Genomic DNA, 15925 nt, shown 5'->3' with positions numbered 1-15925 from the left:
AAAATGTTAGAATTTATCGAATATCCAAAATGTACAACTTGTAAAAAAGCCAAAAAAGAGTTAGATCAACTTGGACTAGAATATAAAGATGTTCATATTGTAGAAGAAACTCCAAGTGAAATGATCATTCTGAACTGGCTTGAAACTTCTGGATTTGAGTTGAAGCAATTTTTCAATACCAGTGGGATTAAATACCGTGAACTGGGTTTAAAAGATAAGGTTGGGACTTTATCCAATAAAGAAGCAGCCAAACTCTTGGCCAGTGATGGTATGTTATTAAAACGTCCAATATTAGTGGAGAATGGTGTTGTTAAACAAATTGGCTATCGTAAAACCTACGACAACTTGGATTTGAAATAGTTTTTTTCTATCTCCTTGATAGGTAAAATATATAACCTCACACTTTTAAAGTATGATAAACTAGTAGGTAGACAAAGTCTCTTCTGCACGTAGCAAATATTTTAAATCTAGGCAGAAGTATGATAGAATGATTCATTATCAGGAGAGGATGTTTCTATGAATGTTACAACACTTTTAGCATCAGATTGGTACCAAAACTTGATGCAGTATATTCCAGACGGCAAACTGTTTAGTTTTCGTTCTGTCTTTGATGGGATTCCAAGAATTGTACAACAATTGCCAACAACATTGATGTTGACAGTATTTGGTGCTTTTTTTGGCATCATCTTGGCCTTGGTTTTTGCTATTGTAAAAATTAATCGCGTTAGAATTCTTTATCCATTACAAGCATTTTTTGTTAGTTTCTTAAAAGGGACACCAATCCTAGTGCAGTTGATGTTGACTTACTATGGAATTCCTCTGGCATTAAAAGCGTTGAATCAACAATGGGGGACTGCTTTTAATATCAATGCGATTCCGGCTGCAGCTTTTGCAATTGTAGCTTTTGCTTTTAACGAAGCAGCTTACGCTAGTGAAACTATCCGTGCCGCTATTCTTTCTGTCAATCCTGGAGAGATTGAAGCCGCTCGTAGTCTTGGAATGACACGTGCACAAGTTTACCGTCGTGTGATTATTCCAAATGCAGCGGTAGTAGCGACTCCAACCTTGATTAACTCCCTAATCGGTTTGACTAAGGGTACTTCCCTAGCCTTTAGTGCTGGTGTTGTAGAAGTCTTTGCCCAAGCTCAGATTTTGGGTGGTGCCGACTACCGTTACTTCGAACGTTTCATCTCAGTTGCTCTTGTATACTGGGTGGTAAATATCGCTATTGAAAATCTTGGTCGCTTTATTGAGAGAAAAATGGCCATCGAAGCACCAGATAATGCGAAAACAGATGTGAAAGGAGACCTTCGCTAATGATTAAGATTTCAAATTTAAGCAAATCCTTTTCAGGTCAAACCGTCTTGGATCATCTGAATTTAGATATTCAAAAAGGGGAAGTAGTGGCTTTGATTGGTTCATCAGGAGCAGGGAAATCAACCTTTCTTCGTAGCCTAAATTATCTGGAAACACCTGATAGCGGAAGTATTCAGATTGATGATTTCAAAGTGGATTTTTCTCAAATTACTCAAGAAGAAATCCTGACTCTTCGTCGCAAGTTGTCCATGGTGTTCCAACAGTTCAACTTATTTGAACGTAGAACAGCCCTAGACAATGTCAAGGAAGGTTTGGTAGTTGTTAAAAAACTTTCCGACGAAGAAGCAACTAAGATTGCCAAAGAAGAGTTAGCTAAGGTTGGTCTTTCAGATCGTCAACAGCACTATCCTCGCCACTTATCAGGTGGACAAAAACAACGGGTAGCTTTGGCGCGTGCTTTGGCCATGAAGCCAGCAATCTTACTCTTGGATGAACCAACTTCCGCACTTGACCCAGAATTGGTTGGTGAGGTAGAAAGATCTATTGCCAATGCCGCTAAATCAGGTCAAACCATGATTTTAGTCAGTCACGATATGTCCTTTGTTTCTCAGGTAGCTGATAAGGTTTTGTTCTTGGATAAAGGAAAGATTATTGAGTCTGGAACACCAGATGAGATTATCAATCATCCTAAAGAAGAACGAACAAAAGAATTCTTTGCTAGTTACAAACGGACCTATATTTGATATAATAGAAGATAAGAAAGACTCAGTTAGCTAGGCTAACTGGGTTTGCTCTTTAAAATTAATAGAAACGAGAGAGAGCATGCTAGTTCAGCTATTTGCTTTGTATTTAGAGAGTTTAGTGTTGACAATTCTACTGGTCTTGATTATTTTGGGACTCTGGATTGGACTTAGAGCTCTGTCGGGGGTTGACAAAACTGCTAAAGCACGTCAAGCCCATCTCTACGATATGATTATGATTGGAGTTTTAACAATTCCAGTATTATCATTTGCAACCATGAGCATCTTGTTGGTTCTCAAGGCTTAATAGTTGTAAAATGGGATTTAATCCGTTAGAATAAAAATAGTTACAACAAGAAAGAAGGAAAGAGAATGTACGATACGATTATTATCGGTGCAGGGCCTGCAGGCATGACTGCAGCCTTATATGCAGCTCGCAGCAATCTCAAAGTTGCTTTGATTGAAGGTGGTCTTCCAGGCGGTCAGATGAATAACACTTCTGATATAGAAAACTACCCAGGCTATGCTAATATCAGTGGCCCAGAATTAGCAGAAAAGATGTTTGAACCTCTTGAAAATCTAGGTGTTGAACATCTCTATGGCTTCGTTGAAAATGTTGAGGATCATGGGGAATTTAAAAAAGTCGTAACAGACGACCAAGTTTATGAAACTCGCACAGTTACCGTAGCGACTGGTTCCAAACACCGTCTCTTGGGAGTTCCAGGTGAAGAAGAACTCAATAGCCGTGGTGTTTCTTACTGTGCGGTTTGTGATGGAGCCTTTTTCCGTGACCAAGATTTGTTGGTTGTGGGTGGAGGTGACTCAGCAGTTGAAGAAGCAATCTTCTTAACACGATTTGCTAAGTCTGTAACCATCATTCACCGTCGTGATGAACTTCGTGCTCAAAAAGTCTTGCAAGATAGAGCTTTTGCCAATGAAAAAATCAACTTCATTTGGGATTCGGTTGTCAAAGAAATCAAGGGTGAAAACCGTGTGGAGTCAGTTGTCATTGAAAATGTTAAAACAAATCAAGTGAGTGAACATGCCTTTGGTGGAGTCTTTATCTATGTTGGTTTAGATCCAGTTAGCGATTTTACAAAAGATTTACAAATCCAAGATGAGTCAGGTTGGATTGTGACAGATGACCACATGAAGACAAATGTTGCTGGTGTCTTTGCAGTTGGGGATGTTCGTCAGAAAGATCTTCGTCAGGTTACAACAGCGGTTGGTGATGGCGCGATTGCAGGCCAAGAAGCCTATAAATATATCATTGAACATAATTAAAAAAGTTTCCAATCAAACGATTGGAAACTTTTTTATAATCGATTTCGAAAGACTTCGTACATGAGAATAGCAGCAGCAACACTGGCATTGAGGCTCTGTACGTGACCATTCATAGGAATGGTGATCATCTCGTCTACTTGTTTCTTGATGTTGCTTGAAATACCTTTGCCTTCATTTCCGATGATGAGAGCAATCTTTCCTTTGGTATTCCATTTGTTGCAAGGAGTTCCATTCATATCAGTACCGAATGTCCAGAAGCCTTCATCCTTGAGTTTGTCCAAGGTTTGGCTGAGATTGGTCACGCGAGCTATAGGAACGTGCTCAATTGCACCTGTTGCTGTTTTTGCTACGACGGGAGTAACACCGACAGCTCGATGTTTGGGAATGATGACACCTGAAACATTGGTTGCATCCGCTGTTCTCAAGATAGAACCGAGATTATGTGGGTCCGTTAAACCATCAAGGATTAGTAGTAGTGGGTTTTCTTCCTGGCGTGTCTTAGCAAGAATTTGCTCAAGTTCAGTATAGGCAAATTCAGAAACGCGCAAGACAAAACCTTGGTGAACAGCTCCTTCAGTCATCTCAGAAAGTGATTTTTTAGAAGTCCAAGAAATGGATACTTTCTTTTCAGTAGCCAATTCCTTAACTTTGTCCACATTCTTTCCTCGTAAATCTTCCTGAAGGTAGAGTTTGTTTCCAGTATTTGCTAAAAGAGCTTCTGTGACGGCATGAACGCCATAGACAATATCGTTTGTTTTCATACCTTCATTATAACACAAAATCCCGTCTTGCAACGGGATTTTCTTTATTCAAGAATGAGCAAACCATCTTTAACTTCAAATGGGTCTTTTTCATTGATACGATCGTAGAACATAATGCCATTTAAGTGGTCAATTTCGTGTTGAACTACAATAGAGTTATAGCCCTTAAGTTTGATGCGGTGCTTTTCTCCATCCTTATCAAAATAGTCGACAGTTACTCGAGCATGGCGGATAACATAGCCTGGAACGGCACGGTCGACAGACAAGCAACCTTCTCCCTCGCCTAGAGCAGCATCTTGGACTGAGTGGGATACGATTTTCGGATTGTACATGACAGCCTGTAAGTCATAGGCTTCTTGAGGTGTTTCACCTTCCTCGGTGATATTAGGAACTAAAACAGCAATGATGCGTTTTGAGATATCGAGTTGTGGTGCAGCAAGCCCAACACCTCCACGTAGACCTAATTTTTCAGCCATAACAGGATCTTGAGAGTGTTTCAAAAATTGCATCATTTTTTCTCCGAGAATGATATCTTGATCGCTCAAGGGGAAAGAGACCTCCTCGGCAACGGCACGAAGAGTAGGGTTCCCTTCGCGGATAATATCTTTCATATCAATTAAATGAGCAGCTTTGGTAATTCGTTCTATAGCAGACATATTCTTTCCTTTCCTTTCCTTTCATTACAATTACATGATAACACAAAACAGATGAGAAAGAAAGTCACAGAAGTTGCTAAAAAATAATATAATAAAAGGAAATACCAATTTGTCTGTGGTATAATAAGGTAAGGTGACTTGCATCAAAAAGTAGGGAGAAAAAATTTGGAACAACGTAGTAGAAAAAGAAAAAAAGGTCCTGTTCTACATGCTATTAGACATTCTGTTCGATTTTTCAGGAACTATAAGCAGTGGGATAATCGCACTTTTATTGTGGTCTTGTTAGCTTCGGTAGCTGTCTCGATGATTTTTACTTTATTAGTGGAAGGAGCTCGAGGGATTTCATTAAGCAGTAGTGATTCAAGTGCTGTGCAGAAAAAGTTAAATTCTCAGGAAAAGAATGCAGATACGGAGCAAGAAACAAGTGCGCGCATTATGGCAAATGGGGATTTGCTCTATCATATTCCTATTTATCGTACAGCTTTAAAAGATGACGGAAGTTATGATTTTCATGAAAATTTTGACTATGTAAAACCATGGCTCAAGCAAGCAGACCTAGTCATCGGTGACTTTGAAGGAACTGTAAATAAAGACCATTATCTCGCAGGTTACCCCTTGTTTAATGCACCTGGTGAAGTCATGGATGCTATAAAGGATGCTGGTTATCAGGTCTTAGACTTGGCTCATAACCATATCTTGGATTCTCAGATTGAGGGAGTTTTTTCAACTGCAGATGCTATCGAAAAAACTGGAATGACACCAATTGGTGTTTATACCCATGAACCACGAGAGAAAGCACCGATAGTTATCAAGGAAGTCAATGGAATTAAAATTGCCCTTTTAGCCTATTCTTATGGTTTTAACGGTATTGAAGAATACATTTCTAAAGAAGACTATGATAATCATCTTTCTGACCTAAATGAGGACAAGATGAAGGCTGAAATTGAACGAGCAGAGAAGGAAGCGGATATTACAATTATCATGCCTCAGATGGGAATTGAGTACCAATTGGAACCAACTGAAGAGCAAAAGCAACTCTATCACAAGATGATTGATTGGGGAGCTGATATTATCTTTGGTGGCCATCCTCACGTAGTTGAGCCTGCTGAAACGGTTGAGAAAGATGGTGACAAGAAACTCATTATCTATTCTATGGGGAATTTCATCTCAAATCAGCGAATTGAGACTATGCAGGATGAGGAAAATGCAAAATGGACAGAACGTGGTGTTCTCATGGATGTGACTATTAAGAAAAAAGCAGGTAAGACTATAATTGAGACGGCTCAAGCTCATCCTAGCTGGGTTAATAGAACACCAAAAGGAACCTATTCTCCTGAAGGCTATCCGCTCTATTTGTACCAGACCTACATTTTAGAAGATTTTATAGAGGGCGGGAAATACCGTGGCCAGTTAGATGAAGATACCAAGGAACGGATTGATACAGCCTATAAAGAAATGAACGAGCATGTAGGTTTGAAGTGGTAGTGACATTAAAAGAGGAGCAAGATGGATATTAAGATAATAGCGACGGATATGGACGGTACTTTGTTGGACCCTAAAGGACAATTGGATCTAACACGCCTCGAAAAAATCTTGGATAAGCTGGATCAACGTGGCATTCGCTTTGTTATTGCAACTGGGAATGAAATTCATCGTATGCGGCAATTACTGAAGCACTTAGCAGATAGAGTCGTTTTAGTGGTTGCTAATGGTGCTCGGATATTTGAAAATGATGAATTACTACAAGCACAAACTTGGGATGATGCTATGGTTGATAGAGCTTTGCGATATTTTAAAGGCAGAGAATGCCAGGATCAGTTTGTTGTAACAGGTATGAATGGTGGATTTGTCAAGGAAGGCACTGTTTTTACAGAACTTGATAAATTTATGACTCCGGAGATGATAGAGAAATTCTATCAACGAATGCACTTTGTTGATGAATTTGACTCCAGTCTCTTTGGAGGTGTCCTCAAGATGAGTATGGTTGTTGGAGAAGAACGATCAAATTCTGTTTTACAAGAAATCAATGAATTATTTGATGGTCAGGTTCGAGCTGTTTCTAGTGGCTACGGCTGTATTGATATTTTACAAGATGGGATTCATAAGGCATGGGGCTTAGAGGAGTTGCTCAAACGTTGGGATTTGAAACCTGAACAAATCATGGCTTTTGGAGACAGTGAAAATGACATCGAAATGTTAGAGTTGGCAGGAATTTCTTACGCGATGGAAAATGCTGAGGAGTCTGTCAAGAAAGTTGCGACAAAAGTGGCGCCAGCCAACAGTCAGGCAGGTGTTTACCAAGCTTTAGAAAACTGGCTAGAAGAAGGAGAATAACTTGGCAGTACAACTATTAGAGAACTGGCTCTTAAAAGAGCAAGAGAAAATCCAAACCAAGTATCGTGAACTCAATCAGATTTCTGTAATGGAACCAGATATCATTTTTATCGGGGATTCCATTATAGAGTATTATCCCTTGCAAGAATTATTGGGAACGTCAAAAACCATTGTGAACCGAGGGATTCGAGGCTACCAGACTGGACTTTTACAAGAAAATCTTGATGCCCATCTCTATGGCGATGCAGTGGATCAAATTGTGCTTTTGATTGGGACAAATGACATCGGAAAAGATGTTCCAATAAATGAAGCGCTAAACAATCTTGAGAGTGTGATTCAAACTATTTCACGCGACTATCCACTGTCACAGATAAAGCTAGTTTCAATCTTGCCGGTCAATGAGGGGGAGAATTTTAAACAGACAGTTTATATTCGTACCAATGAGAAAATCAATGCCTGGAACCAAGCCTATCAAGACCTTGCCTCTGCCTATATGCAGGTTGAATTTGTGCCTGTTTTTGAGAACTTACTCGATCAAGAGGGGCAACTCAAGGCAGACTATACAACGGATGGTCTTCATCTCAGTGTCGCTGGTTATCAAGCTTTATCAAATACTTTAAAAAAATATATTTTATAGATTCAGTATAGATGAACAAGATTTTTTATGATTAATATTTTTTGTAAAATAAATATGTTGCTAATATTATTAAAAAAATTCTTTCAATGCTAGCAATCTCATGTTAGTTGATGATACCATTCACTTGTCGGAGGATATACTAAATAATAGACCTTGAAAGTATAGTGAAGTGAAATAAAATCTGGATAAATTGATTAAGGAAGTCAAATCAATTTCTCGCAATGTTTTAGAAGTCACAGTGCACTATTCTGTATGCAATCTACTATCTGCTCTTCATTTGACAATTCGATACAATAAAAAGCTCCATAATATCTATAGGAATTTGCCTATTACAAATATTATCGAGCTTTTTTGGCTCTTTCCTACTATTTGTCAAGTCTATCAAGGTTTTAAGAATCAAATGAGACAAGACAGTAGCTGTTTTGAGGCTACTGTCATATTTTCAACAAAAATAAATCGTTTTCACTTGACAAAAATTGGTCTATACCATATAATAAAATAAAGAATATGGAGGACAAAATTATGAAAGTTATTCAAGTGGAAAATCCAATTGAAGGTGGAAAAGTTGCTTTTGATATCTTAAAAGAAAAATTGGAAAACGGTGCACAAACATTGGGACTTGCAACAGGAAGTAGCCCTCTGGAATTTTACCAACGAATCGTTGAGAGCGATCTTGATTTTTCAAATCTTACAAGTGTGAACTTGGATGAGTACGTAGGTCTTGATGGGGACAATCCTCAATCATACCGTTACTTTATGCAAGAAAATCTATTCAACAAGAAGCCATTTAAAGAAAGTTTCTTGCCACGTGGTGTCAAGGATAATGCAGAAGCAGAAGTAGAACGCTACAACCAAATTCTTGCTGACCATCCCGTTGACCTACAAATCTTAGGGATTGGCCGCAATGGTCATATTGGCTTTAATGAACCAGGCACACCATTTGATAGCCAAACTCACCTTGTAGAGCTAGATCAGTCTACAATCGAAGCTAACGCGCGCTTCTTTGAGAAGATTGAAGATGTTCCAACCCAAGCTATTTCAATGGGGATTAAGAACATTTTGGATGCTAAGTCTATCCTTCTATTTGCTTATGGTGAATCAAAAGCAGAAGCTATCGCTGGAACCGTTGAAGGCCCTGTGACAGAAAGTCTACCGGCAAGTAGCCTACAAAACCATCCGGATGTGACCATTATCGCAGATGCAGCAGCACTCAGTTTGTTAAAAAAATAAGATTTTAATCATTAAAGACCATTCGATCCTATGGATTGGGTGGTTTTTTGGTCTGGATATATTTCAAATATGATAAGGGTTGAAAATCAAAATTTTTATATGAAGAAGACAAATTTGACTGTTCATCACTTTCTGCTTTATGTCAGTATTTAGCAAAGATAGAAGCTATCAGTTTAGGTCAAGTAAAGGATTTATATTTTATTCGAGAGCAAATACTGAAACATCTTGTTGATCACGTTGGCAGCAAGGACTTATATACCATTTTTGATCTACCGTCAGATTATTGGGAGTACCTAGACCACATGGGGTTAGAAATTAAAAAATTAAGTGTTCGTTTAGAACAAACTTTAGAAGTGAAGAACTAGGCTAGACATAATGGTAAAATCTTGTAAATTTTAAATGGAATGATTTGGGAGAATTTCATTTTTTTCTTGACAATTTTCTTCATTCCGTGTAAAATAGAGTAGATCTTGAACTTGAAGGGAGTGAAAAAAATGTCTAAAACAGTAGTACGTAAGAATGAATCTCTTGACGATGCTCTTCGTCGTTTCAAACGTGCAGTTACTAAAGCTGGTACTCTTCAAGAAACACGCAAACGTGAATTCTATGAAAAACCTTCTGTAAAACGTAAACGTAAATCAGAAGCAGCTCGTAAACGTAAAAAATTCTAATTAATAAGAAAGGCTAGACTTGTCTAGTCTTTTTTGTTTTAAATAAATCCTATAAATCCTGCAAAATTCTGAAACTTCCTACTACAATTTGATATAATAGAGGGAAGAACTTGATTGAAGGAGAAAATTATGTCGGTTTTAGTCAAAGAAGTGATTGATAAGCTCAGACTAGACATTGTCTATGGTGAGCCAGAATTACTTGAAAAGAAAATTAATACTGCGGATATTACGCGACCAGGGCTTGAAATGACGGGGTATTTTGACTACTATACTCCAGAGCGGATTCAGTTATTGGGAATGAAAGAGTGGTCTTATCTGATTAGTATGTCTTCTCATAACCGCTACCAGGTTTTGAAAAAGATGTTTCAACCAGAAACACCTGCAGTTATTGTTGCGCGTGGTTTAGTAGTTCCAGAGGAAATGCTAAAGGCCGCTCGAGAATGTAAAATTGCTATTTTAACGAGTCGTACAGCAACAAGTCGTCTGTCTGGAGAATTGTCAAGTTACCTAGATTCTCGTTTGGCTGAGCGTGAAAGTGTACATGGTGTCTTGATGGACATCTATGGTATGGGTGTGTTAATCCAGGGCGACAGTGGTATTGGTAAGAGTGAGACAGGTCTAGAACTCGTGAAACGAGGACACCGTTTGGTGGCTGATGACCGTGTAGATATCTTTGCTAAGGATGAAATGACTCTCTGGGGTGAACCAGCTGAAATCTTGAAGCATTTACTTGAGATTCGTGGTGTTGGTATTATAGATGTGATGAGTCTTTATGGTGCCAGTGCAGTTAAAGATTCTTCACAAGTTCAGTTAGCTGTCTATCTAGAAAATTATGACACGCAAAAGACTTTTGATCGTCTAGGCAATAATGCTGAGGAATTGGAGATTTCTGGAGTAGCTATTCCACGTATCCGCATTCCTGTAAAAACAGGACGTAATATTTCTGTCGTTATCGAAGCAGCAGCGATGAATTATCGTGCTAAGGAAATGGGCTTTGATGCTACTCGATTGTTTGAAGAAAGATTGACAAATCTGATTGCAAAGAACGAGGTGAAAGATGATTGATCCAATTGCTTTTCAAATTGGCCCTTTAGCTGTTAGATGGTATGCACTCTGCATTGTTTCAGGTCTTGTTTTAGCGGTATACCTTGCCAGTAAAGAAGCGCCTAAAAAGAAGATTTTATCTGATGATATTTTGGACTTTATCTTAATTGCCTTTCCTTTATCCATCATTGGTGCTAGACTCTACTATGTTATTTTTAGATTTGATTACTATAGCCAACATCTGGGAGAGATTTTTGCTATTTGGAATGGTGGTCTTGCGATTTATGGCGGTTTAATTACTGGAGCGATTGTTCTCTATATCTTTGCTGATCGCAAATTAATCAATACTTGGGATTTCTTAGATATTGCAGCTCCGAGCGTCATGATTGCTCAGAGTCTAGGGCGTTGGGGAAACTTTTTTAACCAAGAAGCTTATGGAGCAGTCGTTGACAATCTAGACTATTTACCTGGTTTTATTAAGAATCAGATGTATATTGATGGCTCATACCGCCAACCAACCTTCTTATACGAATCTATCTGGAATCTGATCGGTTTTGCCTTGATTGTCATTTTTAGACGCCGATTAAAGAGTATCCGTCGTGGTCATATCACTGCCTTTTATCTAATTTGGTACGGATTTGGACGTATGATTATCGAGGGCATGCGTACGGATAGTCTCATGTTCTTTGGGCTCCGAGTATCCCAGTGGTTGTCTGCCCTATTGATTGGCCTTGGTATTTATATCATCTTTTATCAAAATCGGAAAAAAGCACCATTTTATAATGTAAAAAAGGAGAATTAAAATGTTAGAAGTGGCTTATATTATTGTGGCAATTGCCTTGGTTGTATTTTTAGTTTATCTGATTATTACCCTTCAAAAAGTTGGTCGTGTAATTGATGAAACTGAAAAAACTGTTAAAACTTTAACATCAGATGTAGATGTAACTCTTCATCAAACAAATGAATTGCTTACAAAGGTCAATGTTCTGGTTGATGATATCAACGTTAAAGTGGCAACGATTGACCCCCTCTTTACAGCAGTGGCTGATTTGTCTGTTTCTGTATCAGACCTTAATGATCAAGCGCGTGTTTTGAGTAAAAAGGCATCATCTGCTGGTTCAAAAACCTTGAAGACTGGCGCAGGCTTGTCTGCCATTCGTGTTGCAAGTAAATTTTTTAAAAAATAAAAAAGGAGTTGACTAATGGGAAAACTATCATCTATCCTTTTAGGAACTGTTTCAGGCGTTGCAGCTGCCTTGTTTCTAACTAGTGACAAAGGAAAACAAGTTAGAAGCCAAGCACAAGAATTTTTAGAAGATCTAAAAGAAGATCCTGAATATGCGAAAGAGCAGGTTTGTGAAAAATTAACGGATGTCAAAGAACAAACCAAAGAATTTGTTCTTAAAACAAAAGAGCAGATTGAATCTGGGGAAATTACTCTGGACACTGTTCTTGATAAAGCAAAATATCATGCTCAACAAGCGACTGAAGTTTCAAAAGAAACCTTGAATCATTTCAAATCACAACTGGAAGAAAAAGTAGTTGTGGAAGAAAATGGAAATGGTCAAGAAATTGTCATTGAGCTTCAAGAAAATTAACATAGAATCACCATTTTTTGGTTTTCTAGAAAATCAAGAATGGTGATTTTTTTCTTTTAAGGAATTCTTTGTGATATAATGGCAGTATAGAAAGTTCAGTATTTAGATTTCTTTCTTAATTTAGTGAAATTTTAACAGCAGGTTATTGATCTTTATACGGATGGGAAAATGGAACTAGATGATAAAATAGAAAAAGATAACCTTGTACTTTTTACAGAGTTGTTTGGAAGTCTAAAATTAGCGGTTCTGTCCGTAACCTAAATAACATGCCTGATGAACTGGGTGACTGGGTTTAGCTATTATAACAAATAGTTATTTAAAAATTGAAAGGATTTAAAATGTGATGTATTAAAGTAGAGTAAACTTCCTAAATTTTAGGAAAAGAAAAAATTGTGATTTTGTTAACAGAAAATGTTAATGTTTTCTATGTTTTATATGAAAAATTGTTAAAAAGGATTGGATAACATGAAAGATATCTTTAATAAACGCCAGCGTTTTTCGATTCGAAAGTTTTCTTTTGGAGTGGCGTCGGTACTAATAGGGGTTTCCTTATTTGCTCCAACTCAAGGAGTTTTGGCTTCTACGGAAAATAATAAAACAGGGATAGAAGTTAATTCTGAAACTGATAATTCACTGCCGACTGTGGAGATTAAAGAAGAAGTTCAAAATATTTCAGAACATCGAAACAATGCTTCTTCTGAGATAGATTCTAAAGAGCTCTCAACAGTAGCTACGAGTACGACAATTCTGGATACTTCTGGTGATAAGGAAACTGTCAATTCGACGGCAACTACTTTGGTGGCAGGTGAAGACAGATCAAGCGCTCCAGAGGTTAGAGTAGCATCAAATCCTTCTGAGCTTAAAAAGTATGAATTAACTGATGAGTATGCGAATCAAATAAAAGCAGGAATAATCGGTTCAGAAGGTGATCAACTGGATAGTTTGTTAGTTAATGGTCCCAAGTTAAATCCAGAAGGTTATACAGATGATGATTACTTGAAGGATAAAGAAGAAGTTTATATATATGAAAAAAATGGAAAAAAGTATGTAGGCTATAACAGTCATCCACTTTTAGATGATACTGATGGTGATGGTATTATTGATAGTAACGAAAAGCCAGATGAAAAATTAAAATGGAATGTAAGTGAACGTGATATGATTATGTTCATGGAATTGGCTTACCGTGACGATAAGTATATTGACAGAGTACTGGATCATAAGACACCTTTAACAGAAGCAGAGTTATACAAAAAGAATGGGGAAAGTAAACCACGCTATGAATATATGATGATGAATAGGGAATTGGGACCTTATTGGGAAAGAAAGAAAAGTTATCATACATCCAGTGGACTTGATGCTGTCTTATTTGAGACCAAGAGCGATTTCTTATATTTACCAAATGGAACTGCCCAAGTACTAGCATTTCGTGGGACTAGTGATTCTAAAGATATAGGTGCTGATATCACACTTGGAACAGGGAGTAATCCTAAACAGGCGATAGAAGCAGAAGAAATTATGCGTGAATTAGCTAAGGATAAGAGTATCACCAACCTTTATCTAACAGGACATTCTCTGGGAGGATATTTAGTACAACGGGCAATGGTTGAAGCCTATCAGTTGGCATATTCTGATAGCAGAGTTATGTCTCCTAAGGAACAATTAGATTATAGAAATTTCTATAACAATATTTTAAAAAAAGGAACAACATTTAATGCTCCAAAAGTGAGGACAGGTTTGTTCTCGTCATCTGAATTTTGGCAAAAAGGTTTAGATAGTAAAAAAATAGCTAAGTCAGGTAAACTGACTCATTATATTGTTGATAATGATTCTACTATAGGGAAAAGTGTCAGCAATGATAGTGATGTTGTTATAAATGTTGGACGAACAAGCAGAGGTCATAGTTCACGTTCTTATTTTGAAGCCGATATGATTAATAGACGACCAGAGTTTATTTCTGGGAAACGAATTTCTTTAGATGGAATAGGTTATCAAGATAAAAAAATTACAACCGATAGGTCTGTAGAAAAAGTTGGAGAAACTGCTGTATATAGCAAACGTGGAGACGACATCATTAAGTCAACAACTGTTAGTATCAAGGATCCTGATACAGGACAGATTACTAAAAATACACTTGATCAAGTGTTCAAGGGAAATGGTGCGAAGGACAAAGTAGAAACAACAGAAATCCCATCATCTAAGAAATACGTAAAAGATGATACACGCGAAAAAGGACAAGCTAATGTTGAAGTACCTGGAAAAACTGGGAAACAGACGGTAACAACAACTTATAGTGTAAATCCTAAAACTGGAGATCTTATTGAACATGTAGGACAACCAGTAGTTAAGCAACCGGCAATAGAAACAGTTGTCAAAGTCGCAGCCAAGGATGAAGTAGAATACATTAAAAGAGGAGCCGACGTTGTTAAGAGGACAACAAGCTACACAGTAAACTCAAAAACTGGCAGTCTTACTTCGACTGAGAAGGAAGAAGTAGTCAATAGAGGTGGCGCGAGGGATATAGTTGAGTATAATTCAGTTGAACCCAAACCAGTTTATTTAAAAGATGAGAACAGTCCAAAAGGTACTGTTACCGTTCAATTTCCAGGGAAAGCAGGACAAACTAAAGTCACCACAACATATAGCGTAAACCCAGTAAATGGAACCCTAACTCCATCAAAAGGCAAACCAGAAGTCGTAACTATACCAATAGCTAGAGTTGTAAAAGTGGGAGCTAAGGACAAAGTAGTAGAAACACCGATTGAACCTGAAGTAGAATACGTTAAAGATGGTGAAAAAGACTTCGGTACAACATCTCAGCGTACTGAGGGTAAAAAAGGTAAAACAGTTGTTACAACCACTTATGATGTAGATTCAAAGGACGGTCATATCACAGAACACGTTGGTACCCCAGTCGTCACCCCAGCAGGTAAGACAATCGTTAAAGTTGGTGCGAAAACTAAGGTTGAACAATCTAAAGATTCTGAAGGTCGCGATGTGATTGATACCACTACCTATGAAGTTGATCCAAAAACAGGTAAGGTAACTCCAACAACCGTTCGAACTTATGGGAAAACGAAAGAACCAACAGTCGAGAAGAAAGTAGTACCATCCCCAGTAGTTTATGAAAAAGATGGTACGAAAGAAAAAGGCACAGCCCCAACTACTGTTAAAGGTGAAGGTGGTGAAGACACTATCACAACAACTTACACTGTGGACACTAATACTGGAAAGATTATAGTAAGTGAAGGAAAACCAGTTCGTACGAAAGAACCAACGAATACTATTGTCAAAGTCGCAGCCAAGGACAAAGTAGTAGAAACCCCAATTGAACCTGAAGTTGAATATGTTAGAGATGGTGAACGAGAAGTTGACACACCTAATGAACGTATTGAAGGAGCTAAAGGTAAAACAGTTACTACAACCACTTACGATGTAGATTCAAACGATGGTCATATCACAGAACACGTTGGCAACCCAGTCGTCACCCCAGCAGGTAAGACAGTCATTAAAGTTGGTGCGAAAACTAAGGTTGAACGTAATAAGGATAACCAAGGTCGCGATGTGATTGATACCACTACCTATGAAGTTGATTCAAAAACAGGTAAGGTAACTCCAACAACCGTTCGAACTTATGGGAAAACGAAAGCACCAAC

General features: G+C 37.9%; 17 protein-coding genes. 15 read left to right on the top strand and 2 right to left on the bottom strand.

The genetic code is table 11. From position 1 onward, the window contains the following. Positions 1–3 precede the first annotated feature (3 nt). From O3611_RS00085 to trxB, 5 genes are all read left to right on the top strand, one after another. The gene (locus O3611_RS00085) at positions 4–360 is read left to right on the top strand and encodes a Spx/MgsR family RNA polymerase-binding regulatory protein (RefSeq protein WP_223339217.1); all 357 of its coding nucleotides are present in this window, start codon (positions 4–6) and stop codon (positions 358–360) included. A 156-nt stretch (positions 361–516) separates the two neighbouring features. Continuing rightward, entirely contained in the window at positions 517–1317 is an 801-nt protein-coding gene (locus O3611_RS00080) for an amino acid ABC transporter permease (RefSeq protein ID WP_371607421.1), read from the top strand. Further along, positions 1317–2060 (top strand): amino acid ABC transporter ATP-binding protein, encoded by a 744-nt coding sequence (locus O3611_RS00075; protein ID WP_311522753.1) that lies wholly within the window; start codon positions 1317–1319, stop codon positions 2058–2060. Before O3611_RS00080 ends, O3611_RS00075 begins: the two co-directional genes overlap by 1 nt. 79 nt (positions 2061–2139) lie before the next feature. Continuing rightward, positions 2140–2364 (top strand): DUF4059 family protein, encoded by a 225-nt coding sequence (locus O3611_RS00070; protein WP_000960970.1) that lies wholly within the window; start codon positions 2140–2142, stop codon positions 2362–2364. A 65-nt stretch (positions 2365–2429) separates the two neighbouring features. Continuing rightward, positions 2430–3341, top strand: coding sequence for a thioredoxin-disulfide reductase (gene trxB / locus O3611_RS00065; RefSeq protein WP_371607420.1), 912 nt, complete (start codon positions 2430–2432; stop codon positions 3339–3341). A gap of 32 nt (positions 3342–3373) precedes the next feature. Here trxB and rlmB read toward each other — a convergent pair whose 3' ends face one another. Both rlmB and def read right to left on the bottom strand, forming a co-directional pair. After that, the gene (rlmB, locus tag O3611_RS00060) at positions 3374–4102 is read right to left on the bottom strand and encodes a 23S rRNA (guanosine(2251)-2'-O)-methyltransferase RlmB (protein ID WP_371607419.1); all 729 of its coding nucleotides are present in this window, start codon (positions 4100–4102) and stop codon (positions 3374–3376) included. A 44-nt stretch (positions 4103–4146) separates the two neighbouring features. Continuing rightward, on the bottom strand, positions 4147–4758 hold the full coding sequence (gene def / locus O3611_RS00055; protein ID WP_001272935.1) for a peptide deformylase: 612 nt from the start codon (positions 4756–4758) through the stop codon (positions 4147–4149). Positions 4759–4923: 165 nt separating this feature from the next. Between def and O3611_RS00050 the strand changes: the two genes are divergently transcribed. From O3611_RS00050 to O3611_RS00005, 10 genes are all read left to right on the top strand, one after another. Further along, positions 4924–6243 (top strand): CapA family protein, encoded by a 1320-nt coding sequence (locus O3611_RS00050; RefSeq protein ID WP_371607418.1) that lies wholly within the window; start codon positions 4924–4926, stop codon positions 6241–6243. Between the two features lie 21 nt (positions 6244–6264). Further along, positions 6265–7092 (top strand): HAD family hydrolase, encoded by an 828-nt coding sequence (locus O3611_RS00045; protein ID WP_371607417.1) that lies wholly within the window; start codon positions 6265–6267, stop codon positions 7090–7092. A gap of 1 nt (position 7093) precedes the next feature. After that, positions 7094–7729 carry an SGNH/GDSL hydrolase family protein gene (locus tag O3611_RS00040; RefSeq protein ID WP_075231803.1) on the top strand — a complete coding sequence of 212 codons (636 nt, stop codon included), beginning with the start codon at positions 7094–7096 and terminating at the stop codon, positions 7727–7729. Positions 7730–8251: 522 nt separating this feature from the next. Continuing rightward, positions 8252–8959: a glucosamine-6-phosphate deaminase gene (locus tag O3611_RS00035; protein WP_049508421.1), complete on the top strand. Its 708-nt coding sequence runs from the start codon at positions 8252–8254 to the stop codon at positions 8957–8959. 494 nt (positions 8960–9453) lie between these two features. After that, positions 9454–9630: a 30S ribosomal protein S21 gene (gene rpsU, locus O3611_RS00030; protein ID WP_000048054.1), complete on the top strand. Its 177-nt coding sequence runs from the start codon at positions 9454–9456 to the stop codon at positions 9628–9630. A gap of 129 nt (positions 9631–9759) precedes the next feature. Further along, complete coding sequence (gene hprK / locus O3611_RS00025) at positions 9760–10695, top strand: HPr(Ser) kinase/phosphatase (RefSeq protein ID WP_311522746.1); 936 nt, start codon at positions 9760–9762, stop codon at positions 10693–10695. Next, the gene (gene lgt / locus O3611_RS00020) at positions 10688–11476 is read left to right on the top strand and encodes a prolipoprotein diacylglyceryl transferase (RefSeq protein ID WP_075231806.1); all 789 of its coding nucleotides are present in this window, start codon (positions 10688–10690) and stop codon (positions 11474–11476) included. The genes hprK and lgt overlap by 8 nt, the downstream gene beginning before the upstream one ends. A 1-nt stretch (position 11477) precedes the next feature. Continuing rightward, positions 11478–11861: a DUF948 domain-containing protein gene (locus tag O3611_RS00015; protein WP_153224907.1), complete on the top strand. Its 384-nt coding sequence runs from the start codon at positions 11478–11480 to the stop codon at positions 11859–11861. A 15-nt stretch (positions 11862–11876) separates the two neighbouring features. Further along, entirely contained in the window at positions 11877–12272 is a 396-nt protein-coding gene (locus O3611_RS00010) for a YtxH domain-containing protein (protein WP_248034626.1), read from the top strand. Between the two features lie 465 nt (positions 12273–12737). Further along, on the top strand, positions 12738–15925 hold a 3188-nt coding region (locus tag O3611_RS00005; protein ID WP_371607416.1), incomplete at its 3' end, for a YSIRK-type signal peptide-containing protein.

The sequence above is a fragment of the Streptococcus sp. 27098_8_91 genome (assembly GCF_041432385.1).
GTDB lineage: Bacteria > Bacillota > Bacilli > Lactobacillales > Streptococcaceae > Streptococcus.
The sequence above is the reverse complement of the archived record's forward strand: the minus strand, read 5'-3'. Positions and strand labels throughout refer to the sequence as shown.